This is a genomic window from Rhodococcoides kyotonense (genome assembly GCF_900188125.1).
GTDB lineage: Bacteria > Actinomycetota > Actinomycetes > Mycobacteriales > Mycobacteriaceae > Rhodococcoides > Rhodococcoides kyotonense.
In genome coordinates, this window is sequence record NZ_FZOW01000014.1 from 142,501 (window position 1) to 168,300 (window position 25,800).

General features: G+C 65.4%; 26 protein-coding genes. 15 read left to right on the forward strand and 11 right to left on the reverse strand.

All coding sequences use genetic code 11. The annotated features are described in order from the left end of the window. Positions 1-90 precede the first annotated feature (90 nt). Together CHB96_RS21780 and CHB96_RS21785 are read left to right on the forward strand one after the other, a co-directional pair. The gene (locus tag CHB96_RS21780) at positions 91-1,527 is read left to right on the forward strand and encodes an LCP family protein (RefSeq protein WP_089250252.1); all 1,437 of its coding nucleotides are present in this window, start codon (positions 91-93) and stop codon (positions 1,525-1,527) included. 32 nt (positions 1,528-1,559) lie between these two features. Beyond that, the gene (locus tag CHB96_RS21785; RefSeq protein ID WP_089250254.1) at positions 1,560-2,270 is read left to right on the forward strand and encodes a TIGR03089 family protein; all 711 of its coding nucleotides are present in this window, start codon (positions 1,560-1,562) and stop codon (positions 2,268-2,270) included. On the opposite strand, the gene CHB96_RS21790 is transcribed toward CHB96_RS21785, so the two are convergent. From CHB96_RS21790 to CHB96_RS21800, 3 genes are read right to left on the reverse strand one after another with little or no spacing between them, the layout of a single operon-like run. Further along, positions 2,264-2,644: a hypothetical protein gene (locus tag CHB96_RS21790; protein WP_089250151.1), complete on the reverse strand. Its 381-nt coding sequence runs from the start codon at positions 2,642-2,644 to the stop codon at positions 2,264-2,266. The two genes, CHB96_RS21785 and CHB96_RS21790, sit on opposite strands and share 7 nt — an antisense overlap. A 14-nt stretch (positions 2,645-2,658) precedes the next feature. Beyond that, positions 2,659-3,168: a 5-(carboxyamino)imidazole ribonucleotide mutase gene (gene purE, locus CHB96_RS21795; RefSeq protein WP_089250153.1), complete on the reverse strand. Its 510-nt coding sequence runs from the start codon at positions 3,166-3,168 to the stop codon at positions 2,659-2,661. After that, on the reverse strand, positions 3,168-4,433 hold the full coding sequence (locus CHB96_RS21800; RefSeq protein WP_089250155.1) for a 5-(carboxyamino)imidazole ribonucleotide synthase: 1,266 nt from the start codon (positions 4,431-4,433) through the stop codon (positions 3,168-3,170). The genes purE and CHB96_RS21800 overlap by 1 nt, the downstream gene beginning before the upstream one ends. A 107-nt stretch (positions 4,434-4,540) precedes the next feature. Between CHB96_RS21800 and CHB96_RS21805 the strand changes: the two genes are divergently transcribed. Then, positions 4,541-5,104 (forward strand): GtrA family protein, encoded by a 564-nt coding sequence (locus tag CHB96_RS21805; RefSeq protein ID WP_089250157.1) that lies wholly within the window; start codon positions 4,541-4,543, stop codon positions 5,102-5,104. Here CHB96_RS21805 and CHB96_RS21810 read toward each other — a convergent pair. The 4 genes from CHB96_RS21810 to CHB96_RS21825 all read right to left on the reverse strand — a co-directional run bounded on the left by CHB96_RS21810 (position 5,101) and on the right by CHB96_RS21825 (position 8,949). Continuing rightward, a complete protein-coding gene (locus CHB96_RS21810) occupies positions 5,101-6,423 on the reverse strand; it encodes a sensor histidine kinase (RefSeq protein WP_089250159.1) in 1,323 nt (440 codons plus the stop codon). The genes CHB96_RS21805 and CHB96_RS21810 overlap by 4 nt on opposite strands. A 10-nt stretch (positions 6,424-6,433) precedes the next feature. Next, positions 6,434-7,114 (reverse strand): response regulator transcription factor, encoded by a 681-nt coding sequence (locus tag CHB96_RS21815; RefSeq protein ID WP_089250256.1) that lies wholly within the window; start codon positions 7,112-7,114, stop codon positions 6,434-6,436. A 61-nt stretch (positions 7,115-7,175) separates the two neighbouring features. After that, entirely contained in the window at positions 7,176-7,763 is a 588-nt protein-coding gene (locus CHB96_RS21820; protein ID WP_089250161.1) for a PH domain-containing protein, read from the reverse strand. 4 nt (positions 7,764-7,767) lie between these two features. Further along, the gene (locus CHB96_RS21825) at positions 7,768-8,949 is read right to left on the reverse strand and encodes an AI-2E family transporter (protein ID WP_245866000.1); all 1,182 of its coding nucleotides are present in this window, start codon (positions 8,947-8,949) and stop codon (positions 7,768-7,770) included. Between the two features lie 127 nt (positions 8,950-9,076). Between CHB96_RS21825 and CHB96_RS21830 the strand changes: the two genes are divergently transcribed. Beyond that, positions 9,077-9,511, forward strand: coding sequence for a DUF7144 family membrane protein (locus CHB96_RS21830; protein WP_089250163.1), 435 nt, complete (start codon positions 9,077-9,079; stop codon positions 9,509-9,511). Between the two features lie 22 nt (positions 9,512-9,533). Here the strand turns inward: CHB96_RS21830 and CHB96_RS21835 are convergent, their stop codons facing one another. Next, positions 9,534-10,364 carry a biotin--[acetyl-CoA-carboxylase] ligase gene (locus CHB96_RS21835; RefSeq protein ID WP_089250165.1) on the reverse strand — a complete coding sequence of 277 codons (831 nt, stop codon included), beginning with the start codon at positions 10,362-10,364 and terminating at the stop codon, positions 9,534-9,536. Between the two features lie 127 nt (positions 10,365-10,491). Between CHB96_RS21835 and CHB96_RS21840 the strand changes: the two genes are divergently transcribed. The 3 genes from CHB96_RS21840 to CHB96_RS21850 are packed head-to-tail and all read left to right on the forward strand — an operon-like array spanning position 10,492 to position 13,043. Next, a complete protein-coding gene (locus CHB96_RS21840) occupies positions 10,492-12,132 on the forward strand; it encodes an acyl-CoA carboxylase subunit beta (RefSeq protein WP_089250167.1) in 1,641 nt (546 codons plus the stop codon). Continuing rightward, positions 12,129-12,398 carry an acyl-CoA carboxylase subunit epsilon gene (locus tag CHB96_RS21845; protein ID WP_089250169.1) on the forward strand — a complete coding sequence of 90 codons (270 nt, stop codon included), beginning with the start codon at positions 12,129-12,131 and terminating at the stop codon, positions 12,396-12,398. Before CHB96_RS21840 ends, CHB96_RS21845 begins: the two co-directional genes overlap by 4 nt. Positions 12,399-12,404: 6 nt before the next feature. Then, complete coding sequence (locus CHB96_RS21850; RefSeq protein WP_089250171.1) at positions 12,405-13,043, forward strand: Maf family protein; 639 nt, start codon at positions 12,405-12,407, stop codon at positions 13,041-13,043. Here the strand turns inward: CHB96_RS21850 and CHB96_RS21855 are convergent. Next, entirely contained in the window at positions 13,029-13,475 is a 447-nt protein-coding gene (locus CHB96_RS21855) for a flavodoxin domain-containing protein (protein WP_089250173.1), read from the reverse strand. The genes CHB96_RS21850 and CHB96_RS21855 overlap by 15 nt on opposite strands. A gap of 63 nt (positions 13,476-13,538) precedes the next feature. Beyond that, complete coding sequence (locus CHB96_RS21860) at positions 13,539-14,867, reverse strand: condensation domain-containing protein (protein ID WP_089250175.1); 1,329 nt, start codon at positions 14,865-14,867, stop codon at positions 13,539-13,541. A 165-nt stretch (positions 14,868-15,032) separates the two neighbouring features. Here CHB96_RS21860 and CHB96_RS21865 point away from each other — a divergent pair, with 165 nt between their 5' ends. Continuing rightward, positions 15,033-16,343: a glycosyltransferase gene (locus tag CHB96_RS21865; RefSeq protein WP_089250177.1), complete on the forward strand. Its 1,311-nt coding sequence runs from the start codon at positions 15,033-15,035 to the stop codon at positions 16,341-16,343. Here the strand turns inward: CHB96_RS21865 and CHB96_RS21870 are convergent. Next, positions 16,328-17,629: a hypothetical protein gene (locus tag CHB96_RS21870; protein WP_089250179.1), complete on the reverse strand. Its 1,302-nt coding sequence runs from the start codon at positions 17,627-17,629 to the stop codon at positions 16,328-16,330. The genes CHB96_RS21865 and CHB96_RS21870 overlap by 16 nt on opposite strands. Positions 17,630-18,228: 599 nt before the next feature. On the opposite strand from CHB96_RS21870, the gene CHB96_RS21875 reads away from it, so the two are divergent. The 7 genes from CHB96_RS21875 to CHB96_RS21905 form a co-directional block, all read left to right on the forward strand. Further along, positions 18,229-19,665, forward strand: a complete 1,437-nt coding sequence (locus CHB96_RS21875) for a condensation domain-containing protein (protein WP_089250181.1) — start codon at positions 18,229-18,231, stop codon at positions 19,663-19,665. Positions 19,666-19,681: 16 nt separating this feature from the next. Then, on the forward strand, positions 19,682-21,118 hold the full coding sequence (locus CHB96_RS21880) for a condensation domain-containing protein (RefSeq protein ID WP_089250183.1): 1,437 nt from the start codon (positions 19,682-19,684) through the stop codon (positions 21,116-21,118). Positions 21,119-21,121: 3 nt separating this feature from the next. After that, on the forward strand, positions 21,122-22,510 hold the full coding sequence (locus tag CHB96_RS21885; RefSeq protein ID WP_089250185.1) for a condensation domain-containing protein: 1,389 nt from the start codon (positions 21,122-21,124) through the stop codon (positions 22,508-22,510). 112 nt (positions 22,511-22,622) lie between these two features. Then, positions 22,623-23,519, forward strand: coding sequence for a sulfurtransferase (locus tag CHB96_RS21890; RefSeq protein WP_089250187.1), 897 nt, complete (start codon positions 22,623-22,625; stop codon positions 23,517-23,519). 3 nt (positions 23,520-23,522) lie between these two features. Continuing rightward, complete coding sequence (locus CHB96_RS21895) at positions 23,523-23,936, forward strand: SufE family protein (protein WP_089250189.1); 414 nt, start codon at positions 23,523-23,525, stop codon at positions 23,934-23,936. A 128-nt stretch (positions 23,937-24,064) separates the two neighbouring features. Next, on the forward strand, positions 24,065-25,522 hold the full coding sequence (locus CHB96_RS21900; RefSeq protein WP_089250191.1) for a condensation domain-containing protein: 1,458 nt from the start codon (positions 24,065-24,067) through the stop codon (positions 25,520-25,522). Between the two features lie 144 nt (positions 25,523-25,666). Continuing rightward, a partial coding sequence (locus tag CHB96_RS21905) for a biotin carboxylase N-terminal domain-containing protein (protein WP_141136528.1) occupies positions 25,667-25,800 on the forward strand: 134 nt, incomplete at its 3' end.

The window sequence follows — 25,800 nt, forward strand, 5'->3', positions numbered from 1 at the left end:
GTTCGCCGGACCCGCAGGGGTGCCGACTCGCCTCGCAGAGAACGCCCCGCACGGTCGGGAACAGGCAGACTCAGGCCGCCGCAGGTACTGATCGCGATCGTGTCCGTCGTGGTCCTCGTCATCACCGGATTCGCGTGGCGCAGCGTCGACAGCCTGCGATCGAACATCGCGACAGCCGGCGCTCTCGGCCTCGGCGGCGGCACCGACGGCGCCGTCGACATCCTGATGGTCGGAACCGACAGTCGCACCGACGCACACGGTAATGCCTTGTCGCAGAGCGAGTTGGACTCGCTTCGGGCAGGCGAGGAAGTCGCGTCGAACACCGACACGATCGTGCTAATCCGAGTCCCCAACGACGGCTCGTCCGCCACCGCGATCTCCATCCCCCGCGATTCCTACGTCGACGTCCCCGGGATCGGAAAGTCGAAGATCAACGCCGCATACGGTGCGACGAAGGAGAACAAGCGACTCGAACTCGTCGAGCAGGGATCGACCGACGCCGAAGCGGAAACGCAGTCGACCGAGGCCGGCCGCGAAGCTCTGATCGAATCGGTCGCCGACCTGACGGGCATCACCGTCGATCACTACGCGGAGGTCGGACTGCTCGGATTCGTGCTTCTCACCGATGCGGTGGGAGGCGTCGACGTCTGCTTGAACGCCCCCGTCGACGAGCCGATGTCGGGTGCCAATTTCCCTGCGGGGGAACAGACCTTGTCCGGCGCCGACGCGCTGAGTTTCGTACGTCAGCGACACGATCTGCCGCGTGGTGACCTCGACCGCATCGTGCGACAGCAGGTGTTCATGGCGTCGCTCGTGCGCAGTGTGCTGAGCGCGAAGACCCTGAGCAACCCGAGCAAGTTGAATCAGCTCAGCGCGGCGGTCCAGCGGTCGGTGGTCCTCGATTCCGATTGGGACATACTGCAATTCGCGACGCGTTTGCAGGACCTCGCGGGCGGTCAGGTCAAGTTCGAGACCATTCCGGCCATCGACATCAACGGCGTGACCGACTACGGCGAGTCCATCGTCGAGGTCGACCCCGCCGCCGTGAAGAAGTACGTCGAAGGACTGCTGGATGGGAGCTCGGACGAGCAGGACTCGGCGCCGGAGACCGACGCACCGCAGGTCGATCCGTCGTCGGTCACCGTCGACGTCGCCAACGACAGCGGAATCGACGGTCTCGCAAACGGAGTGGCGAGTTCGCTCGGTTCGCTGGGTTACGGCAGCGGCACCGTCGGGAACTACGAGGGAACGTCGGTGTCCAGCAGCACGATTCAGGCCGCCGACCCCGACAGCGATGCGGCACAGGCCGTGTCGGCCGCGCTCGGTGGTATCGAGATCACGTCCGACGACACGCTGGCCGACGACACGGTCCGAGTCGTTCTCGCGGCCGACTACTCCGGTCCTGGCGCGGACGGATCCACCGCGTCGTCCACCCCGACGACGACGGACCAGCTCGCCGCGTCCGCGGGTGAGTCTCCCGCTCCCCCGATCGACGCGGGCTCGACCGGACCCGCCTGCGTCAACTGATCTGTTCCGGGCGTTCCGATAGGGTGGCGTTCGTGCCTTCGACCCTGACGCAGGAACTGCTCGATCCGATTCTCCAGACCGATCCTGCCGGTCCGCGGGTGACGTACTACGACGACGCGACCGGCGAGCGCATCGAGGTCTCGGCGGTCACGCTGGCGAACTGGGCTGCCAAGACGGCCAACCTTCTTCGCGACGAGGTGGGGGTGGAGCCGGGCGCGAAGGTCGCCGTCCTGTTGCCTGCACACTGGCAGACCGCTGCGGTGCTCCTGGGCGCATGGTGGGCGGGTGCCGATGTGGTGCTCACCGCCGATCCCGACTCCGAGGTCGCTTTGGTGCACGGCACTCGACTCGACGACGCGGGCGACATCCCCGAGGTTCTCGCATTGTCACTCGACGCGTTCGGCAGGCCGGTCGCCGACCTTCCCGTCGGCGTGACCGATTACGCAACGTCGGTGCGTGTGCACGGCGACCAGTTTCGGCCGTCGGGCCAAGGCGCCGCACTCGACGGGCGATCGGTCGAGGACGTCCTGGTCGCGGCTCGCGCTCGCGCAGAGGCACATTCGCTCGGACTCGGCGATCGTGTGTTGTCCTCGCTTCCGTGGGGAACGCCCGACGAGTTGATCGACGGTCTGCTGTCGGTGCTCGTCGCAGGCGCATCGCTGGTGCAGGTGAACAACCCGGACAAGTCCAAGACCGAACGGCTCACTGCCACAGAGAAAGTCACCAAGACACTCGATCAGTAGCGTCGCGGTCTTCCCTTGTAGCCGCCGTCCTCGAGTCCGGCTTCGATCTCGTACTTGTTCGTCGGCCCGGGATGCCGAACCTCCTCGAACAGGTAACGAACGGCGAACAGAAGTCCGTACCGAGCCCACTGGTCCGCGTGCACACTCTCGTGACGCAGAACCGCGTGAGAGGTGTTGGCACGCGTCAGGTAGACGCCGCCGATCGTCGTGCCGCCGCGCCCGAAACCGCCGCGGATGCCCGACGCGACGAACAGGCGATGGCCGTCGTCGAACGTGATCTTCGCTCGCCACAGGCGCGCGTAGCCCAACGCGACGTAGGTGGCGAAGAGGGCGCCGATGCTGCCCCTCGCCGCCCGACGCGCTCGATCGCCCATCCCGACGGTGATTCTCAGCCCAGCAACTTCGCCCGCAGCGCTGCGTCCTTCTCGAGCACCATCTCCTCGAGACCGGCTTGGAACTGCTCGATCCGTCCGCGCAGTTCGGGGTCGCTCGCGCCGAGAATGCGGGCAGCCAGCAGGCCTGCGTTCCTCGCGCCACCGATCGAGACGGTCGCGACCGGGATTCCGGCGGGCATCTGCACGATCGACAGCAGCGAATCCATGCCGTCCAAGTACTTCAGCGGGACGGGCACACCGATGACAGGCAACGGCGTCGCCGAGGCGACCATGCCGGGGAGGTGAGCCGCCCCGCCCGCTCCGGCGATGATGACCTGCAACCCACGGCCGGCCGCACCGGTGGCGTACTCGTGCATGCGCTGCGGCGTTCGATGGGCCGAGACGACGCCCACCTCGAAACGAATCCCGAACTCGGCCAACGCTTCTGCGGCAGCCTCCATCGTCGGCCAGTCGGAGTCGCTGCCCATGATGAGGCCGACCTGCGGGCCGGTCGCGTCAGACATCAGTGGTTGTCCCATCCATCGGTCCATACGGCGTGCGACATCCAGTGCGCCGCACGCTCGGCCTTCTCCCGCACAGCTGCGACGTAATCGGGGTCGCTCAGGCTGCCTTTCGCCGCACCGAGCACGTTGACGTGGCCGATCTTGCGGTCCTTGCGCTCACCCTTGCCGTAGAGGTGAACCTTGGCGTCGGGCATCCGAGCGAACAGGTGGTGCAGCCGTTCGTCCATCGACATCTCGGGAGCCTCCGGTGCTCCGAGGATGTTGGCCATGACGGTGACCGGCGCCAACGGCGTCGTGTCTCCGAGCGGATAGTCGAGCACGGCGCGCAGGTGTTGCTCGAACTGCGACGTCCGACACCCGTCCATGCTCCAGTGGCCGGAGTTGTGCGGTCGCATCGCGAGCTCGTTGACGAGGATCGTGCCGTCCTTCGTCTCGAACAACTCGACGGCCATCGCGCCGACCACACCCAGTTCGGCCGCGAGACCGAGGGCGAGGCGTTCCGCCGCGACTGCGACGTCCTCGTCCAGTGCGGGCGCGGGAGCGACGACGACCGCGCACTGTCCGTCGCGTTGTACCGTCTCGACGACGGGCCATGCGGCACCCTGACCGAACGGCGACCGCCCGACCATCGCCGACAGCTCGCGCGCGAGATCGACCTTCTCCTCGACCATCAACGGGACCCCGAGATCGAGTTGGCGCTGAACGATCTGCTCGGCCTCGTCCGCATCCTCGGGCATCCAGACGCCCCGGCCGTCGTATCCACCCCGAATGGACTTGACGACGACGGGCCAGCCGTGTTCGTCACCGAACTTCGTCACGTCACCGGCCCACGTGATCTCGGCGAACGCGGGCATCGGCGCGCCGAGTTCGCCCAACTTGCGTCGCATCTTCAGCTTGTCCTGCGCGTAGATCAGCGCGGTGGGCGGCGGCTGAACGTTGACACCTTCGGCGACCAGAGCGTCGAGATGTTCCGTCGGCACGTGCTCGTGGTCGAACGTCAGCGCGTTCGATCCTGTGGCAGCGGTACGCAGTGCGTTCAGGTCGTCGTGGTGGCCCAGGACGACGTCGGCACTGACCTGGGCGGCGGGCTCGTCGGCACCGGCCGACAGCACTCGAAGCGTCTGACCGAGCGCGATGGCGGCCTGGTGCGTCATGCGCGCGAGCTGGCCTCCGCCGATCATCGTGACGACGGGCATTCCCGACGTCGACGGACGAGGTGGAGTGGGGCGCGGAGATTGACCTGTCACGGCTTCATATCGTGTCATGAAGGCTCGATTGGGCAGGCACCAGTCCCCCGCTCACTCTGAGAGAACTCTGATGATCTGCGCGCCGGTTCGTTGAAACAGCATCTCGTTTCGTAGACTCCTTCGTTGTGCCTCTGATCGACAACGTGATCCATCGCCTGCCCGGACCGGTTCGGGACCTGGCGATTCGTCACAGCGAACTCATCAAGTTCGCGATAGTCGGCGGCACGACCATGGTGTTCGACCTGGCGATCTTCTACTCCCTCAGCCTGACGATCCTCGAACCGAAGCCTGTCGTCGCCAAGGTCATCTCCGGCGTGATGGCGACCATCCTGAGTTACATCCTCAATCGCGAGTGGTCGTTCAAGAACCGCGGCGGCCGAGAACGCCACCACGAGGCACTTCTGTTCTTCGCCATCAGCGGCATCGGCGTGCTTCTCTCCGCCGCACCGCTGTTCATCGCCAACAACCTGTTCGACATCCGAGAAGGCCACACGAGCCTGACCATGTTGGTCATTCTCGACTTCGTGCTGAACTACATCATCGGCAATCTGATGCAGATGGCATTCCGGTTCTGGGCACTACGCAAGTTCGCCTTTCCCGACGAGAACGCGCGTGGCGCGGCCGCCGGATCGACGGACTACGACCCGACGCCCGAGGAAGCTGCCGAAGAGCAGCTCGGGCACAGCTAGCGCGGTTCACGTACCCGCGAGATCGACCCCGCGGGTTCCCGGAACGCGGGAATGAAGACGGAGAACAACGCGGGCTTGCGCCGCTGCAGTTCGAGGCGGCCACCGTCGGCTTCGACGAGTGCACGCGCCAACGCAAGTCCGACGCCGGTCGACCCGGCACCGGAGAACCCTCGATCGAAGATGTGCGGCGCAAGTTCGTTGCTGACACCGCTGCCCTCGTCCGACACCTCGACACAGACCAGCGGCTCACGCCGACGTTCGGCGGTCTCGAGCGCGGGGACGAGCCTCACCGCGACCGTGCACAGACCGCCGCCGTGAGTCAGGGCGTTGTCGACCAGAACCGACACGGCCTCACGCAGCCGCGCTCCGGTGACCGATGCCGTCAGCGACTCGTCACCCTTCAGCTCGAGTGCACGACCTGCGTCGCGGAAGTTGGGTTGCCACTCGGAGACGACACCGCTCAGTTCCTCGATGACGGGCACTTCCTGAGCGCCGGGAGCACCGTCGCTGCGTGACGAGCGAACCAGCTCGTCGATCGCCAGCGTGAGTCGATCCACCTGCGCCATCGCTTCTTCGGCCTCGCCGACGACATCCGGATCCGGATGCGTCGACAACTCGTCCAGGCGCAGGCGGACAGCCGTCAGCCGGCTGCGAAGCTGATGCGAGACATCGGCGACGAGGGCGTGCTCGCGTTGAAGCCGTCCCGCGATCTCGACAGTCGCCGAATCCAGCACGTCCGACACACGATCGAGCTCGGCGATGCCGTGGCGTCTCGAGTCGGGGCGGAAGTCACCTTCGGCAAGCCGCGCTGCGCGTCCGGCGACGTCGCGCAGCGGATCCGACAGCTTCTTCGCGGTCAGTACCGCGATTGCCGTGCCCGTCAGAATCGACGCCAGCACCAGCAGCCCGACCGCGCCGACCGCTTGCTTCTGGAGCGTGCGCATGTCGTCGGACGGGACCTCGAGACGCAGCGAACCGGACGTTCCCATGGACAGGGACTCGACGAGCGGCTGCGGCACGAATGCCTCGCCGATGTCGACGCGGGACGCGGCATCCTCCGGCGTCGGGAAGACGACGATCAGCCGCCCGTCCTGCGGGATCGCCAGTCGGAGCGAACCGATGTCGAGTTCGCCCTGGACCATGCCTGCGTCGCCTTCCTGGGACAGGATCTCCGACGCCATGCGATCGAGGCGGCGTTGCAGGTCGTCGCGCGTGAAATCCTCGACCCACAGCCACGCGGTGTACATCAGAGGCAGTCCGAGCAGCAGCGCCGTGAGGATGACGACGGCCAGGATCGACTGAAGAATGCGGCGACGCATGTGTTTTCGCCTAGTCGTTGTTGATGCGGAACCCGACGCCGCGGACCGTCGCGATCCTGCGTTCGGCGACCGGCCCCTCGTCGCCGATCTTTCGACGCAGCCACGACATGTGCATGTCGAGCGTCTTGGATCCACGGAGCTCCGCGTCGCCCCACACCTCACGCAGGATCGTCTCGCGTGAGACGACCTGCCCGGCGTGATCGAGCAGGACCTTCAACAGTTCGTACTCCTTGTTGGCGAGGGAGATCTCGGTGCCGTTGACGAGTACGCGTCGCGCCGCGGGTTCGAGCCTGATCGCACCGACCTCGACGGGGGTGTCCTCCCCCGGCCCGCGCCGTCGCAGCAGCGCTCGGACGCGTGCCATCAGCTCCGCGAGTCGGAACGGCTTGCCGACGTAGTCGTCGGCGCCCGCGTCGAGGCCGACGACGAAGTCGACTTCGTCGGTCCGAGCGGTGAGCATGAGCACCGCGAGTTCGGAGCTGTTGGCGCGGACCTGGCGGCATACCTCCAGACCGTCCATACCCGGGAGCCCGAGGTCGAGAATCAGCAGGTCGTAGCTGCCTTCGAGTGCTCGTTCCAACGCGGCGGGTCCGGTTTGCTCGACCGTCACCGTGTAACCCTCACGGGTCAGAGCCCGCGCAAGGGGTGCAGCAATTGCTTCGTCGTCTTCTGCCAGGAGCACATCGGTCACCACGTAAGACTACGGTCCGAATCTGTGAGAACGGTGTATTCCGGCGAACGTCGCCGCCGCGCTAACGACGTCGCCCGGCACGCCATCCGCGCTTCGCCGAACCGTCGGAGTCGGCCTCGGAAATCTCTCCGCCGTACGGGGCGTCGCGGCGAATCTCCAACGCGTCGAACACCTGTTGATACAGCAGGGAATGCACTCGCTGCACGCGTGGGATGTCGTCGAACTCGAGCGGGTCGTCGGACGCCGACGCGATGATCAGCGTGCCCGTACCCAGCATTCGGTCGACGAGACCGTGCCGGAACTGGACGTTGCTGATCCGGCCCATCGGAATGTCGATCCCCGAATGCGTGATGACGCCCTGCCGCACGAGGACACGGCGGTCGGTGACGATGAAATGCGTGCACTGCCAACTGATGAGCGGTGCGACGCATCGCCACCCGACGACGACGGCCCAGATCACACCCGTGACGATCAGCGCGACCGTCGAACCGGTTCCCTCGAGGCGGGCCCCGACGACGCCGACAGTGAATCCGGCGACAGCCGTGATCACGATGAACGTCAGGGCGGGTAGCACCAACATCTTCCAGTGCGGGTGATGATGCAGCAGCAGTTCTTCCTCGTCGGCCAGCGCGTCGTCCGGGTAGCCCATCGCGTCACTCCTCGGGTGAATCCTTGTCCGTGTGAGGCGATCCTTCCACGACTTCGGCGTCGTCGGAGTCCTGCACCGGCGGTGGGCTTCCCGTCTCCTCTACCTCGGCCGGCGGACCGCTCGACACCAGCACGTCGACCCATCTCGTCGCCGGATCGATGTCCACCAGCAGAGCCTTCGCCATCAGCGTCAACGGGATCGCGAGGATGGCGCCGAGCGGGCCGAGCACCCACGACCAGAAAACAAGTGACAGGAACGTCAACGTCACCGAGAGTCCGACGGCATCACCGACGAACTTCGGTTGAATGATCGACTGGATCACGACGTTGACGACGCTGTAGACGACGATGACCGCGATCATCAGCGTCGGCCCGCCCTGAAGCAGTGCGATGAGGGCGGGCGGGATCACACCGATCACGAAGCCGATGTTCGGTATGTAGTTGGTGATGAACGACAACAGTCCCCAGAGGATGGGCAGCGGAATCCCCATCGCCCACAGTGCGCCCGCGTCGATGACGGCGACGATCAATCCGAAGACGGTCGACACCACCAGATAGGTGCGGGTCCCCGACGAGAACGACCGAAACGCGCCCGCGATGTCCGGCCGCGTACGCAGCAGCGTCGCCGTCCGTGACGAGTAGGTGCTTCCGTCCACCGCCATGAACAACAGCAGGACGAGGACGAACAGCAGGTTCGAGAAGATCCCGAGCGCTCCGGTCAGAATGCCGTCCAGCAACCCGAAGATGGTCGACGCATCGAGTTCCGACAGCAGTTGATGGATCTGATCCTGCCCGATCCCATTGTCCGACAACAGCTTCTGAACATCGGCGACGAGTCCGTCGAAGTCGTCGGCATACGTCGGAAGCAACGTTGCCAGCCGTGCCGTCGACAACACGAGCGACAGTACGAGGACCCCCAGGATGGCGTACACCACGAGAATCGCGGAGACGGTGGCGAGCCAGGTGGGAAATCCCTTGCGACGCAACCAATCGGGGAAGGGATGGACGGCGACGGTCAGCATGAGCGCGAGGAACGTCGGCCCGACGACGCCCGAGAACGCTCGAGTGCCCGCGACGGCGACCACGAGCGCGGCGATGCCGAGGAGCACGATCACCCCGCGCGGCATCGACCACGCTGCGGGCTCTACCGCGGTGTCACGCTGTGTCTCGAACTCGGGTTGTGTCATGAGTCCCCCTGCGGTCCGACAGACAGTGTCGTCGCAGGTCCCGACGGCACACATCATCCGGTACGGATGATGTGTCCGCTCGCCCCGCGCTCGACAATGGAGGGCAACTTCGAAAGGGGCGAAGCACATGACCGATCAAATCAAGCGCGAAGAAACCGCGACCAGGGCGAATCACCGTCAAGGTGCCGCAGCGGGGGGTGCGATCGCAGCGTCGATCATTCTGTTGACGGTCGGAATTCTGTCCATCTTCCAGGGCATATCTGCGATCGCGAAGGACGATCTGCTGGTCGTCGGATACAACTACACCTACGAGTTCGACGTCACGACCTGGGGCTGGGTCCACCTCGTCGTCGGCGTCCTACTCCTGCTGGCAGGTATCGGGCTGTTCTCCGGCGCGACATGGGCGCGGTTCGTCGCGATCGTCGTCGCATCGCTGTCGATCATCGCCAACTTCCTGTGGCTGCCGTACTACCCGCTGTGGTCGATCCTGATCATTGCGATCGACCTCGTCGTCATCTGGGCCGTGGCAACCTGGGATCCGACGCGAATCCAAGCTCCGTAGAGGACTCGGACGCGGCGGAGGGTCAGTCGGCCTCGATCGCCCGAAGATGAGTCACGTCGCCCGCGGCGACGGCAATCGGTTCTCCGGTCTCGTCGTCGCGGACGACGATTCTGCCCTGCTGATCTACGTCGACCGCCGTGCCGAGGATCTGTTTGTCTGCCGGTAGCTCCACTCGCACTCGCCGACCCACGGTGTCGCAGCGTTCCCGGTATCGACTGGCCAGGCTCTCGGTGTTCCATCCCGAGTTCTTCCAGGAATCGACCTCGGCACCGATGCCTCGCAGAATCGCCCGGAGCACGGTGTCGCGGTCGGACACCGCTGCATTTTCGAGGACGAGGGACGTCGCGGTCGGCACCGGCAACTCGTCCCGTGTCATCGACACGTTCAACCCGATCCCGACGACGACCGCAGGTGTCTGGCCGTGCACTGCCACCTCCGCGAGGATGCCCGCCACCTTCCTGCCTTCGATGAGGACGTCGTTGGGCCATTTGAGGGCGGCGTCGACTGCGGCGACGGTACGCAGGGCGTCGACGACGGCCACTCCGGTGAGAAGCGGGAGCCAGCCGAGCACGGCCGGGTCGATCCCTGGGAATTTCACGAGAACCGACATCAACAGTTGTGATCGAGGTGGACCCGAGAACGGCCGCGAGTGCCGACCCCTGCCACTGGCCTGATGCTCGGCGACAAGGGCCGTGCGGTCGGCGAGGCTGTCCGCGTTTGCCAGCAGGTCCGCGTTGGTCGAGCCCGTCTCGTCGACCACATCCAGCCTCGACCAGGAGGCTTGCGGTCCGTCGACGAGAGCGCGCCGAAGAGCCGAGACGTCGAGGGGTGGTCGGTCGAGGTTGGTCCACATGGTCCTAGAGCATATTGCCCCGACCGAAAGGGCAGGACCGCCTGCCGACCGGTAGCGCCGAAGACCGCGTCCCCAACGCGCCCCTGGGTCGGGATGCACCCCACAGTCGTGGTTAAAGTGTTTGCCCATGACCAGTGTCCAGGATTCGACTGCGCAGGGTTCGGCTGAGAAGCCCGACATTCACACCACGGCCGGCAAGCTCGCCGACCTGCGTAGCCGCCGCGAAGCAGCGATGGCACCGTCCGGCGAGGCAGCGATCGAGAAGGTGCATGCCAAGGGCAAGCTCACCGCCCGCGAACGCATCACCGCACTGCTCGACGACGGCTCCTTCGTCGAGATGGACGCCCTCGCCCGCCACCGCAGCCAGAACTTCGGCCTGGGCGAGAACCGCCCCTTCGGCGACGGCGTCGTCACCGGCTTCGGCACCATCGACGGCCGCGACGTCTGCATCTTCTCCCAAGACGTCACCGTCTTCGGCGGCAGCCTGGGCGAAATCTACGGCGAAAAAATCGTCAAGGTCATGGACCTCGCCATCAAGACCGGACGCCCCCTGATCGGCATCAACGAAGGCGCAGGCGCCCGCATCCAAGAAGGCGTCGTCTCCCTCGGGCTCTACGGCGAAATCTTCCACCGCAACGTCCAAGCCTCCGGCGTCATCCCCCAGATCTCCCTGGTCATGGGTGCCGCAGCCGGTGGACACGTCTACTCCCCCGCCCTGACCGACTTCGTCGTCATGGTCGACGGCACCTCGCAGATGTTCGTCACCGGACCCGACGTCATCAAAACCGTCACCGGCGAGAACGTCACCATGGAAGAACTCGGCGGCGCTCACACCCACATGGAGAAGTCCGGTGTCGCGCACTACGTCGCCTCCGGCGAACAAGATGCGTTGGATTACGTCCGCGACCTGCTCGGCTACCTACCGTCGAACAACCGCGCCGAAGCACCCCGGACGATCCCGTCGGATCCGATCTCGGGTTCCATCGAGGACAACCTCACCGAGGAAGACCTCGAACTGGATACGTTGATTCCGGATTCGCCGAACACCCCGTACGACATGCACGAGGTCATCCGCCGCATCCTCGACGACGACGAATTCCTCGAAGTCCAAGAAGGCCGCGCCCGCAACATCATCGTCGGCTTCGGACGCGTCGACGGCCGCAGCGTCGGGATCGTCGCCAACCAGCCCACCCAGTTCGCCGGCACCCTCGACATCGATGCTTCCGAGAAGGCCGCACGCTTCGTGCGTACGTGCGATGCGTTCAACGTCCCCATCATCACGTTGGTCGACGTCCCCGGGTTCCTGCCCGGCACCGGGCAGGAGTTCAACGGCATCATCCGCCGCGGCGCGAAACTGCTGTATGCCTACGGTGAAGCGACGGTCGGGAAGATCACCGTCATCACCCGTAAGGCGTACGGCGGCGCCTACGACGTCATGGGTTCCAAGCACATGGGTGCCGATGTGAACCTCGCCTGGCCGACCGCACAGATCGCCGTCATGGGCGCGAGCGGTGCCGTCGGCTTCGTCTACCGCAAGCAGCTCCTCGAAGCCGCCAAGAACGGTGAAGACGTCGACGCATTGCGCTTGAAGCTGCAGCAGGAATACGAGGACACGTTGGTGAACCCGTACATCGCCGCCGAACGCGGCTACCTCGACGCCGTCATCCCGCCGTCGCACACCCGAGGACAGATCGTCTCCGCACTCCGCCTGCTCGAACGCAAACAAGTCACCCTGCCACCGAAGAAGCACGGAAACATCCCACTATGAGCGGCGAAGCGAATCATGACACCGTGAGCGGCGAAGCGAATCAGGACGCAGTGAGCGAGTTGCAGGCGGCGATTCGGGTCGTGAAGGGCAATCCTTCCGACCAGGAGATCGCGGCGCTGGTGGCGGTGCTGTCGGCTGCTGCAGCATCGTCGTCGGCTCCGGTGACGGACTCTCGTCCGCCCGAGCTGTGGGGTGACCCGTCGTCGATGCATCGGACGTTCGCGCCGTACTCGCCGTACTCGTTCGCGGCTTCTCGGCGTTACTGACCCGAGGTGACTCTTTTCGTTCTCGCGTCGGCGTCGCCCGCACGCTTGCTGGTGTTGCGGAATGCGGGCGTCGAGCCGGTCGTGCGTGTGTCCGGCGTCGACGAGGATGCCCTGACCGCCCAGCTCGGTGACGATGCTGCGCCGGAGGACGTCGTCGTGACGTTGGCGCAGGCGAAGGCCGAGGCAGTCATCGGTGAGTTCGACGACGCCGTCGTGGTCGGGTGCGATTCGATGTTGTCCATCGGTGGAGCTCTGCAGGGCAAGCCCCACACGGTCGACGTGGCTCGTGAACGGTGGGCGACGATGGCCGGCGGGTCGGGGGATCTGCTGACCGGCCATGCCGTCGTGCGCGTGTCGGGTGGTCGCGTCGTCGCAACGGCCGCCGAATGCAGTTCAACGACAATTCATTTCGCCGAGCCGTCGACCGAGGATCTGGAGGCCTATCTGGCGTCCGGGGAGCCACTGTCCGTGGCTGGGGCGTTCACGCTGGACGGACTCGGCGGCTGGTTCGTCGACCGCATCGAGGGGGATCCGTCCAGCGTCATCGGGATCGGCCTTCCGCTCGTACGGCGGTTGCTCATCGACGTCGGAACGTCGCTGGCCGATCTCTGGGCCCGAGAGGGAGTCCGCTCAGCCGACCAGTAGCCCGCTGAGCTCGCGTGCCCATTCCTCGGCCTGGGCCTTGGGCTTGACGCTCGAGCTGCTGTCGTGGCGTGCGTGCTCGTGCACCTGAGTCGCCCCCAGCTGGACCAGCTTCTCTGCGATGATCTCACCACCGCGATTGAAGGTGTCCTCGTACACGCGGTCACCAAGACCGAACAGAGCGAAGCGCAGACCACTGAGGTCGGGGGCGTCCTCGTCTAGCGCATCGAAGAACGGCTGAGCGCCTGTGGGCAGCTCCCCGTCTCCGTACGTGGAGCAGATGATGACGTGGAAGTCGTCGACGTCGATATCCGAGACCTCGTACTCGAGCATGTCCCGAACTTCCGCGTCGTGGTCGTCCAGGACCTCTGCGATCTTGTCGGCGACTTCCTCTGCTGTGCCGGTCTCAGAACCGAACAACACGACAACTGCCATGTTCCATCCCCTTCTCGAGCATGCTTGCTTCATCCACTGCGGAATCGGTGGACAAGCATAGCCTCACCAGAACTCCGGGGTCAGCTCCCATCTCCGGCATTCCGCGTCGACCAACTCACGCAGACGCGAACGCGTCGGGAAGCGGTCGGGGTCGAGGCCCGTGACGCACAAGGTGGCACGTTCACCCGATGTGTTCCACCAGACACTCACGCCGCCCTTGGTTCGCCGCAGCAGTTCGGCAGTGGTGTTCTGCGTGATGGACCGCATCGCGACCGACCGCGCGGCCACGTCGCCGACGACGCACAACATCGACCCACGGGGGCCCAGGTTGGAGCACAGGCACAGTGGCGCTGTCCCCGACGCTGCCGCCTTCTCGACGATCTTGTCCGGCAGCATCTGCATCAAAGGCTTCGTCAGGTCGAACGTCGACCGTGTCGCGTCGGAGAGTGTCGTGAACGCCGTCTTGCTGTCCCGTCGGATCGGGCCGAGGTCGGTGCGCCAGCCTGCCCCGCCGTCGACGTGGATCGAGACCCCGGACGTTGCGTTCGCGCGGACGTCACCCGGCACGCGTGTGCTGACCGGAAGCGACACTCTCACCGCATCGGATTCGTCCACGCGGCCGCTGGCGGTCAGAACACCGAGGGCGATGGCGACGAGCAGGCTGTTCGCGCTACCGCCTGCCCGACGAGCAGTATCGGCCCATTGCGAGGCGTCACAGTCGACGACGACGGTGCTCGGCACGAACGGACCTGTGACGGATGCATCGACAACGGACACGACCGACGTCGTCGGTCCGGACGCCGCCTTGCCCCCGCCCCGTGCACCCCGGACCGTCCTGACCAAGGCCGTGGCCGCACCGGACGTCGCCGCGGCGAGTTGGCCGAGCGCGTCGCGCACGTCGCGCTCGCCGACGTGATCCCATGCCGTCCGGAAGTCGTCGGGCTCGCCCGGGCCCTGGAGCGCGGCGATGGCTGCCGACGTCAGCGCACCACCGTCGCCCACGACGTGCGAAGCAACGAGGGACACGATGCTGCCGCCGTCGCCCAGCGACGCAGTGGCCAGTTGCCATACCGGACCGTTCAACGGGTCCAGCCGTACAGCCGCGCGTTCCTGCATCCAGCCGGTGAGGTCCGACGCCGGAACGGTCGCGGAATCGGTGTGCAGTGGTAACGACGGTGCAGTCGCTCGCACCCACTTGTCGCGCGCGCCGGGAACATGCACTCGCTGCACGGTTCGGTTGATCGGACCTGCATCGAGGTTGTGCCACATCGCATCGAGGGCCGACTGCGGGACCGGTCCGTCGAACCGCCAGACGATCTGATTGACGACGGGTACGTCGAGGACGCACTCCATACGCAGGAAGAGATCGTCGTCGTACGTCAGTCGAGTCACGCGAAGAAGACTATCGTCGCCTCCCGCACTCCGCTCGGCCGGATGTGAGTTCACCCAAAGAACCGCTGGCCGTTGACCTTACGTCCACTGTGCCCACATGTCGCAGGTCGTCGGAGTGCTGTAGGTTGCGAGATGCTGCACCACCGGTCGAAGGGATCTCACCACATGAAGTTCGTCCTGCCGTTCACCGGAAGTCGCGGTGACGTGCAGCCGGGACTCACTCTCGGCGTCGAACTCGCCCGCCGTGGGCACGATGTCGTCTTCGGCGCACCGCCGAACCTGGTCGAGTTCGCAACGGCGGCGTCCGACGAGCACCGGGACGCAGGTCGAATCACGGTGCGCCCGTTCGGTCCCGACACCAAGGCGGTACTGGAATCGGAGCTCGTACGAGTCCGGATCAAGTCACGCAATCCACGCGTCCGCGTGGCCGCTCTCGCCGAGTTGGCCAATCTCGGATGGGACGACATGGTGGCCGAGCTCGTCGAGATGAGCGTCGGCGCGGATGCGCTCCTCACGGGGACGCTCGGCCAGGAAGTGGTGTTCAACATGGCTGAAGCACAAGCCATTCCGTTTCTCGCGCTGCATTATTGTCCGGTCCGTCGCAACGGATCGATGTCCGTGGTCCCCGGCCGGCGGCTTCCGGCCGTCGTCAATCGGGCCACGTGGTCACTGCTCGAGACGATGCGCTGGCGCTTGATGCGTCGTCGAGAGAACGCGCAGCGCGTGTCCCTCGGCCTCGACGAGGCCACGGCCCCGCTACCGAAACGCGTCGAGGCATATGGAGGCACCGAGATACAGGCGTACGACGGCGCACTGTTCCCTGGATTGGTCGACGAGTGGGGACCGTCGCGTCCGTTCGTCGGTTTCCTCGAATTGTCCTCGGCCCCTTCGTCTCTCGGCGCGGATCTCACCGAGGGGTCGACGCTGCGCACCTGGATCGACCGCGGTTCGGCACCGCTGTACTTCGGATTCGGAAGCATGCCGGTGCCGGATCCGTCATCGCTCGTCGACATCGTGACCGAAGCGTGCGAACGCACCGGTCAGCGGGCCTTGATCAGCTCGGGTTGGAGCGCATTCGACGAGAGAATCGACGACGCTTCCCCGGTTGCCGTCGTCGGTCCGGTCGATCACGCATCGGTATTTCCTCTGTGCCGCGCGGCAATTCATCACGGCGGGGCAGGGACCACGGCGGCGAGCATTCGAGCAGGCCTACCGACCATGGTGTGCTGGTTCAGCGCCGATCAACCGTTCTGGGGCGCTGCCTTGGTCGGACTCGGGGCCGGCGTATCGACCAAGTTCTCGCGACTCGACGGCACTACGCTCACCGCCGCGCTCGAGACCCTGCTCACCGACAGCACGGCGGCCGCCGCCCGAGATCTTGCGGCCGCGGCCATCCGCCCCGAGGACGCACTGCGCGCCGCGGCCGATCTCGTCGAATGGTCGGTCACCGAACATCGTGATCACCAGAACCGGTAGGTGATGCTCCACCGCCCCAGTACCTCGGCGACGATGTCGCGCATCTGCTCGTCGCTCGTCATACGGTCCGGGTCCATACCGTGCAGTGTGACGGTGACCGTGTCCTCCGTTTCCGTCGCCCATGCGGTCGACCCGCCACCCAGCGACCGAGCGAAGGCAGCGTCGGCGCCGTGGAACGTCGCCCTCGCGGCGACGCTGCGCGCCCGCACGCCGCCGAGTGTCACGACGTCGTCGGGCAGACGCCCGAGGCTCGAACACAGTCCTTCCGATCCGTCGGACGGTTGCGGCAACTTCGACACGACGAAGTCGGGAAGCATCTGAATCAACGGCAGTGGAATGGCCTCGGTGGTGGTACCCGCGGCCAGACGTGCCGCGAACTCCTGGAACGCAGTCTTGCTCGCCTTCCGGATGCGGGTCAGATCACGATCCTCACGGCTCGCTACCGGAACGCGTACGGGCACGATCTTGGTCGAGTTGGCTGTCACGTCGTCGACATCCCGATCGCTGAACGGCAGGGACCACCGCAACTCGTCCCCCGGCTTCGCGCGTCCCGCTGATTCGGAGACCGCGGTGAGCACGCCGATCAGCAGCGAATTGGACGTGCCACCCCATTCCTGCGCCGCCGCGTGCCACTCCCGCGCAGGACATTCCACGACGACGTAGGGAGCGCTCCAGGGTTCGACATTGGCGCCCGCGACGGTTCGACGCGGCTCGTCACCTGCCTGGACGACCGGGGCCGGGGCCGTCGCGCGCACGGCCGAGACGAGCTTCGTCGCAGCCCACGACGCGATGGGTTTCAGCTGACCGAAGGAGTCGCTCACGTCGTCGACGAGTCCTCGGACGAAAGACGGTGCACGCCCCAGGTCGACCGAACCGACGCTCGCGCGCTCACGATTCGCCTGCCGTACCGCGGCGATCGTCGCCGCACCGTCGGCGACCATGTGCGAGCAGACCAGCGACACGACCATCCCGCCGTCGACGAGAGGAGCCGCCGCCAACTGCCAGCCGAGCCCGCGCTCCGGATCGATGTCGTCGCTCACGCGTTGCTCCGCCCAACACCGAACTGCGTCGGGGTCGAGCGGCGTGGCGGAGATGTCGAGCGGAAGCGCATCGGTCGACGCCGTCCATCTGTGCCGGGCCGTCGGCAACACGGGCGAGTCGACCGCCCGCGACAGCAATCCTTCTGCCAGGTTCCGATGCAGGGATTCCAACTCTGCGCCCGATAGTCGATCGTCGAACCACCACAGCAACTGGTTGAAGACTGGATTACCGATTCCATGATGCATTCGCAGGAATAAGTGATCCGCAAATCCAATTCGGGTCATCGAAGAAATGTACTACACGGACCCCGAAATGCGGCGGGACGAATTCAGACGCCAATACCATGAATTGATCGATCATATAATTCGAAGCCGATCACGAAGCGGATCGGACAACTGAACGATTGTGGGGCAGGTCACTGGATTCGGCCTGTTCTTCCGCACTGGACGTCACTGTTCGACGAGGAGATCGCCATTACCTACCGGTAATACCGTTACGAATCGTGCTGCACGACAATATATATCGACGACATCGCCGCAGGACACGTTCGGTGTGACTCCGAGTCGGCGACCAGCAGGAAGAGATCGGGCGCACGGACGTGATCAACAACACTCCCTCGCGGTGCGATTCGGCCGCCGATTCGCCCTAATGTATTTCACGGATCGAAACCGTGTGCGCGAGATGTTCGCGACCGGTGGATTCGAGCGCTGCGTGAGCCGCATTCATCCGCGTCGGGGCGGAGGAAATGCATGCACGGCGTGGAATGCGTTCGATACGAATACGACAGGGCTTTACTTCACGTAGCCAGTGACCACTGGCCGAGCTCGGAATTGGACGACACCCGATGGAATACACCGAACTGGCCGACTATCCGTTGCCCGCCGGGCGACTGACCGAATGGGTCCCTCGAGTCGCCGACGAGTCGGCGTGGCGCCAGGACGACCGTGGCATGTCCTTCACACACGAGGATCACGCCGGCCGCGGCAACGACGGCTCCTGGATCGGAACTGTCTTCGAGATCCACCGTCGCTACGACGCCGAGGCCGTTCGACGAACCATCGTTGCCTACATCGATCGCCACGAAGCGTTCCGCACCCGCGTCGAGCGTGACGACACGACGGGCGCGTGGCACCGATACACGACACCGTCCGGGTCGGTGAGCGTCGACGATCGGCAGGACCCGACGGCCAAGTCCGAGTCACAGGTGTTCGATCATCTCGAGTCCTGGTTCAGGGATGTCGTGTCCCCCACGACGTGGCCCCACTTCGTGGCAGCCACCGTCGTTCCCGAACCACACGTGGCAGCCAGCGCCCCGCAGCAGGACAAGTTCCTCATGATCTTCGCCGCGGACCACTCGGTGATGGACGCGTACAGCCAGATCTATGCGATCAACGAACTCGACCGCCTGTATGCCGAGGCACTGGACGGCACGGACCACAACCTTCCGGCGGTCGGCAGCTACGTCGACTTCTCCGCCAGCGAGCGTCTGCTCGGCGAATCGCTGACGGCTCAGCACGATGCAGTGCTGGCGTGGGAGCGATTCCTGGCAGTCGAAGACGGCCGGTTCCCGGCATTCCCATTGCCGTTGTCGGCCGACGTCGCCCCCACCGACCTTGCGACGCGTCAGAGCAGCGTCTCGTCGTGGCTGTTGACCACGGCCCAGGTCGAGAAGTTCAATGCAGCGTGCAAGTCGGCCGGCCACAACATGCAGTCCGGCGTTCTCGCCGCTCTCGCTCTCGTCAGTGCACGGCTGAGCGGCAACGACAAGTTCCGCACGATCATGCCGATGCACACGAGATCCGAAGAGCAGTGGGCTGCGAGCGTCGGCTGGTACGTCGGCATCCTGCCGATGCAGATCGACCTCGCAGACACCAGTACCTTCGCCGAGGCGCTCGAGTGCGCAGCGCGCGCCGGTAAGGAGCACAAGGGCCTCGCCTCGGTTCCGTACTCCCGCGTCGCCTCGCTGCTCACGTCGACGGAGATTCCTCGTTTCGTGGTCTCGTACATCGACCTGCGCTTCCTGCCCGACGCGCACGAGTGGCAGGACCGGAAGGGGCGGGCGCTGCGCAGCGAATGCCACGCCGAGAACGAGGTCTACTTCTGGGTCAACCGCACGTTGCAGGGACTCAACATCTCTGCGCGCTTCCCGAGCGGCGACATCGCAGCCACCAATGTTCACCGGTTCATCACCGAATTCGTCTCGGTACTCATGACGGTCGTCGAGGAGCCGGAGCACGAGCTCGACGCAATGGTCGAGACCGTCGGAGCGGGCCGCGACTAGGAAGTAGGACGCACTCATGATCATCACCGCGATGAGCAACTGGAAGCCCGAACCCGGACTGCTGCTGGAATGGCATCCCACCCCTGCAGCGCTCGACGCGGCGGCGTCGGCTCCGGTTCATCCGGCACCTGCGGCGTTTCTCCAGGAGGACCACCTGCGTGCAGTGGCCGCCGCAGAAGCTCGCGGTGATGTTCACCATGCGTATACCGGTGTCGCCACGGAGATCGACGGCACGCTGGACCGCGACGCATTGTCTCGAGCCTTGACGGCGTACGTGCTGAGACACGAGGGACTGCGGTGCCGGTTCGAGGTCAGGGACGGAGTCGTGACGCGGCACCTGGCGTCGGCCGACGTCGCCTCGTTCGCCCCTTCGGAGGCGGGCACGTTCGCCACCGATGCCGAGTTCCAGACGTATGTACGCGCCCGATTCTCCTCCGAGGCAACGCCTTTCGAGTGGCCTGGCTTCGTCGTCGGCGCGGTCGAACGTGCGAGCGGATTCACGCTGTACTACGGCGCCGACCACGCCTTCACCGACGGCGGTTCGCAAGCTCTGGTCATCAGCGAACTGGCCGACCTGTACGCCCTCGAGATCGGCGAAACGGTGCCGACCCCGGCCGAGGCAGGCAGCCACCTCGACTACGCGATCGAGGAACGCGCGCGCGCCGCGGAGTACGGACCGACGTCGCCCGAAATCCTCGCGTGGAAGAAGATCTTCGAGAAGAACGCGGGCCGGATGCCACGTTTCCCGTTGGATCTCGGCTTGGCCGACGGTGAACGAGGTCCGGTACGCATCGTGGAACGGCACCTGCTCGACGCCGACGCGACCGCCGCGCTCGACCGTGCATGCAAAGCTGCAGGAGCCCGTATCAGCAGCGGGGTATTCGCGGCCGTGGCGATCACCGATCATGAACTCGCAGGAGTCGACGACTATTTCGGAATCACCGTGCTGAGCACCAGGCATCTGGGCGACTACGGCCAGTCGCAGGGATGGTTCGTGAACTTCGCGCCGGTCGCATTCCCCGTCGCAGGCGCGACGACGTTCGCCGACGTCGCAGCACGGGCACACGAGGGTTTCGAGAACGCGAAGAAGATCGCAGCTGCCCCTGTACACGCCGTACTCGGTGCTCTGGCCGCCGACGGCACCCTCGGCAGCGAACTCGCCGTCAGTCCGAACATGCTGTCCTACATCGACTTCCGGTGGTTCCCTGGTGTAGGACGCCCCGCCGACACGCGTGCCGAACACTTCACCGGTGAAGGCACTACCGCGAACGCGTCGATGTGGATCAACCGCGATGCCGATCATTTCTATCTGTGCGCGCAGGTTCCGGACAATGCTGTCGCGGCAGCATCGGTGGAGCGCTACCACTCACATCTGCAGAACGTGTTCGAAACCATTGCACGCGAAGGTGACTACGCGATCACCGAGCGCATAGCGGCCGCGGCGGGGCGCTGAGCCATGCAGGTCACGTCGATCACCGAATACGTCGGCGCTGCAGGTACCTACCTGGAGTGGCCGGTGTCGATCGGTGACGGAGTCCTGTCGGATGTCGCACCGTCGTTCAACCAGTCGTTCCATCTGTCGGCTGCGTTGGAGAACGCCGAGGACACGTCGACGGTCTGGATTGCCGTTGCGTTCGACGTGCCCGGTCGTATCGACGTCGACGCGTTGTCGTGGGCGTTCGCACAGTTCGTCGAGCGACACCCGGCCCTTCGCACGTCGTTCTACGCCGACTCCACCGGCGTCCGACGCCGGATTCACTCCCCCGCCGAGGTGGAGATCGGAAGTCCGGTTCGCACACGGATATTCGACTCGTCGTCGCTGAGCACGCACGTTCGGGTGCGCATGAACGCGCTGTGCCATCCCTCTCGCAGCCCGTCGTACTCGTTCGCCGCGGTCGATCGCCGAGATCGCTCGACCGTGCTGTGCGGATTCGACCACGCGCACGTCGACGCCGTGTCTATGACGGTCGCCGCCGAAGAGATCGCGTCGTTCTACACCGCGAGGCGTACAGGTCGGCAGCAGACGTTGGAGTCGGTCGGCAGTTTCGTCGAGTACTGCCGAACCGAGGCAGACACCCCGGCGGCCGACGTGAGCGATCCGCGCATCGCGTCGTGGGCCGATTTCGTCGCCGGCTGCGGAGGAACGACACCGATGTTCCCGTTCGATCTCGGTGTGCCACAAGGCTCTTCTGCACCACAGGCCACCTCCGTGCATGCCGTGGCGTCGGACGAGGACACCGAACGATTCGAGCATCGGTGCCGCGAACTCGGTGCCGGAATGTTCGCCGGGGTCGCTGCCGCGCTGGCTCAGGCGTCGTCGAACATCGGTGGCCCGACGCAACTGCCACTTCTGTTTCCGCTGCACACGCGTCGGGATCCGCAGTTCTCGCGCGCGGTCGGGTGGTTCACCACCAACGCGCCGATGACCGTCACCGTCGGGGCCGATTTCGACGAGACGGTGACTGCCGCCCACGCGTCGTTCCGCGCGGCTCTTCCGCTTGCAGCGGTACCGATTCCTCGCGTTCTCGAGGCCCTGGGTGAGAACTTCCACCGCAGTCGGCAGGACGTGTTCATGGTGTCCTACATCGACTATCGAGGTGTGCCGGGAGCGGACTGCGCCGAGTCGAACGCCCACCACATCAGCAACGTGACGACGGCGGACGACGCCCAATTCTGGGTCTCGCGCACCCGTGACGGATTGTCGCTTCGTTCTCGATTCCCCGACACTCCCGAAGCACACCGAATCATCGAGAACATCGCCGCGGAGCTCACACGGGTACTGGCCGCACACGTCACCACCTCGGTCGCGGCGTATGAACTCTCACTCGTCGGACCGAGAGCCTAGGATCGACAGGGTCAGTCGGTTCCGATCACTCGAACGTTCCGAGATTCGCAAGTTCCAGGACTTGCACCGTCCTGGACCAGCGAGCTCGATGACTCCTAGGAGCGAAGAAGAAGTGCCCATAGCTGCAGATCCCACCCCGACGTTCGCCGACTATGCGCACCCGGACCGCCTCGTGTCCACTCAGTGGCTCAACGCCCATATCGGCACGCCCGGTCTCAAGGTCGTCGAGTCCGACGAGGATGTCCTTCTCTACGACGTCGGCCACATCCCCGGCGCCGTGAAGATCGACTGGCATGTCGATCTCAACGACCCCGTCACCCGGGACTACATCGATGCAGAACAGTTCGCTGCGCTACTGAGCCGCAAGGGCATCTCGCGCGACGACACGGTCGTCATCTACGGCGACAAGAGCAACTGGTGGGCCGCGTATGCACTGTGGGTGTTCACGTTGTTCGGCCACGAAGACGTACGCCTCCTCGACGGTGGTCGTGACGCATGGCTCGCCGAGAACCGCGAGACCACCCTCGACGTCCCGGAATACCCGGCCACCGACTACCCCGTCGTCGAACGCAACGACGCTCCGATTCGCGCCTTCGCATCGGACGTACTGTCGAGCCTCGGCACCATTCCCCTCGTCGACGTCCGGTCGCCGCAGGAGTACACCGGCGAGCGCACTCACATGCCCGACTACCCCGAAGAGGGCGCGTTGCGCGGCGGTCACATCCCCACCGCGGTGAGCATCCCGTGGGCCAAGGCTGCAGCCGGCGACGGACGCTTCCGCAGTCGCGCAGAACTGGACGACATCTACGCAGACGTCGTCACCCAGGACAAGGTCATCGCGTATTGCCGCATCGGAGAACGGTCGAGCCACACCTGGTTCGTGCTGACGCATCTCCTCGGCCACGAGGCCGTGCGCAACTACGACGGTTCGTGGACCGAATGGGGCAACGCCGTGCGTGTGCCGATCGCTCGTGGCGACGAGCCCGGCGACGCCCCTGCGAAGTCGTGAATCATGGCTGATCTACCCGAGTCGCTGGCCGAGATCGTCGAGGACTTCTCGGCGGTCGACGGCCAGGACAAGCTGCAGCTGCTGCTCGAGTTCAGCAGGGAACTTCCCCCGCTTCCCGAACATCTCGAGCAGGCGGCGATGGAACCCGTTCCGGAGTGCCAGTCGCCGTTGTTCCTGTCGGTCGACGCCGCGGACCGCGAGAGCATCAAGCTCTATTTCAGTGCACCTCCCGAGGCTCCGACCACCCGCGGGTTCGCATCGATCCTGCACCAGGGTCTCGACGGGCACAGCGCACAGACGATTCTCGACATCCCCGACGACTTCTATCTGGCACTCGGACTCGGTGACGCCGTCAGCCCTCTGCGGCTACGCGGCATGTCGGCGATGCTGACCCGGATCAAGCGTCATCTGAAGTAGCACCGCGTCGTCGCCGAGGCGGCCCGGGCTACCCAGCTCGGGCCGTCTTGATCGATACACTCCTCGGTCGGTACACTCGGCGATCGTTTGCATTTGTCTTTACATCGCGAGAGTTGGGTTTCTGCCGAATGGAGTTCACCGAGCTGGCGGACTACGCCATACCTGCGGGCACCATCACCGAGTGGATCCCCAGCGTCGGTCCGCATGCGAGCACGCCCGCACTCGCCGGTTGGCGACCGGACGACCGCCCGACGTCGTACGTCCACGAAGCGCACCTCCGCACCAGCCTCGCAAGCCCCCGCCGCGGCCGGGAGAGTTGGCTCGGTGCCGCATTCGAGATCCAGGGACCGCTTAACAAGCCCGCATTCCGTCGCGCCGTGCTGGCGTGGATCGATCGCCACGAGTCGATGCGGTCACATGCGTCCATCGACGAGGATTCCGGCGTTCTCTCCCGCGTCACGGCGGCGAAGGGTGCCGTCGACATCTGGCAGGTCGAGCAGGAGCCGTGCGCGCACTCCAGCGAGGTCTTCGAGCATTTGCACTACTTGTTCGACGAGTACACGTCGCCACTCGCCTGGCCCGCCTACGCGTTCGTGACGCTGGAACCGTTGCCGTCACAACGCAGCGCCTCGGACGACGACGGCAAGGTCACGGTCTTCTTCGCGGCCGACCACTCGATCATCGACGGGCTGTCGACGGTTCTCGTCGCGCACGAGATCTCTGCGCTCTACATCGAAGCCGCGGGCGGCGCGTCGGCGGCACTGTTCGAGACGGGCAGCTACCTGGACTTCGGCGTGTCCGAGCGGAGAGTGCATGCCGAACTCGAGAACACACACGACGCCGTCGTGACCTGGCGACGCTTTCTCGACGAGGGCGACGGCCAACTGCCCGAGTTCCCGCTGGACCTCGGGGAGCCGAACAGCATCACGAGTGCTCAGGGCGGATTGTCGGCCTGGGTCCTCGACGCCGAGCGTGCGGACGCGTTTTCCGTGGCGTGCCGCAAGACCGGTCACAGTCTGTTCTCGGGCCTGCTCGCCGCCCTCGCGGTAGTCGGGGCGGACTTGTCCGGGAACACCGAGTTTCGGACCGTCACGCCGGTGCATACACGTGACCAACCACAGTGGGCGTCGTCGCTCGGGTGGTTCGTCGGCTTGTGCCCCCTGACGATCGACATCTCCGACGCCGACTCGTTCGGGGCGATAGTCGCGAAAGCAACGGAACAGGTGACGACCACCAAGCCGATCGCCCGCGTACCGCTCGACCGCGTCTTCGGGGCGCTCGGGTCGTCGGCGACCCCGCGATTCGTCGTGTCGTTCATGGACGTGCGCTTCGCGCCGATGGCGGAGCACTGGCACGACTGGAATGCGCGCGCTCTGCGCAGCAAACAGTACGAACACAACGTCTACATCTGGATCAACCGCACCCCTCGGGGCGTCAACATCTCCGCCCGCTACCCCAACACGGAACTGGCGACGGCCAACGTGCACCGATACGTCGGCGCGTTGCGGCGGATACTCGACGAGGTGGTCGATACCGGGACGGTTGCGCTGCCCACCCGGACAGGTCCCATTGCTACCAATCAGTAGCGATCTCCCAGTTTTTTGGGGAGCTTCCCGATAACCACCATCCAGTTTCGGAAGCGCGAGTGTCTGTGCTTACACTCCGAAGAGACGTCTGTAATCGTGTCGTAGTGACTGTTGCTCGAACAACTTGAAACCACAGGAGGCTCAGTGCCCAGCCATGCCAGTGCGCGTATCACCAAGGTGCTCGTCGCGAATCGCGGCGAGATCGCAGTCCGGGTGATCAGGGCTGCAGCAGACGCGGGCCTGACCAGTGTCGCTGTCTACGCAGAACCCGACGCCGA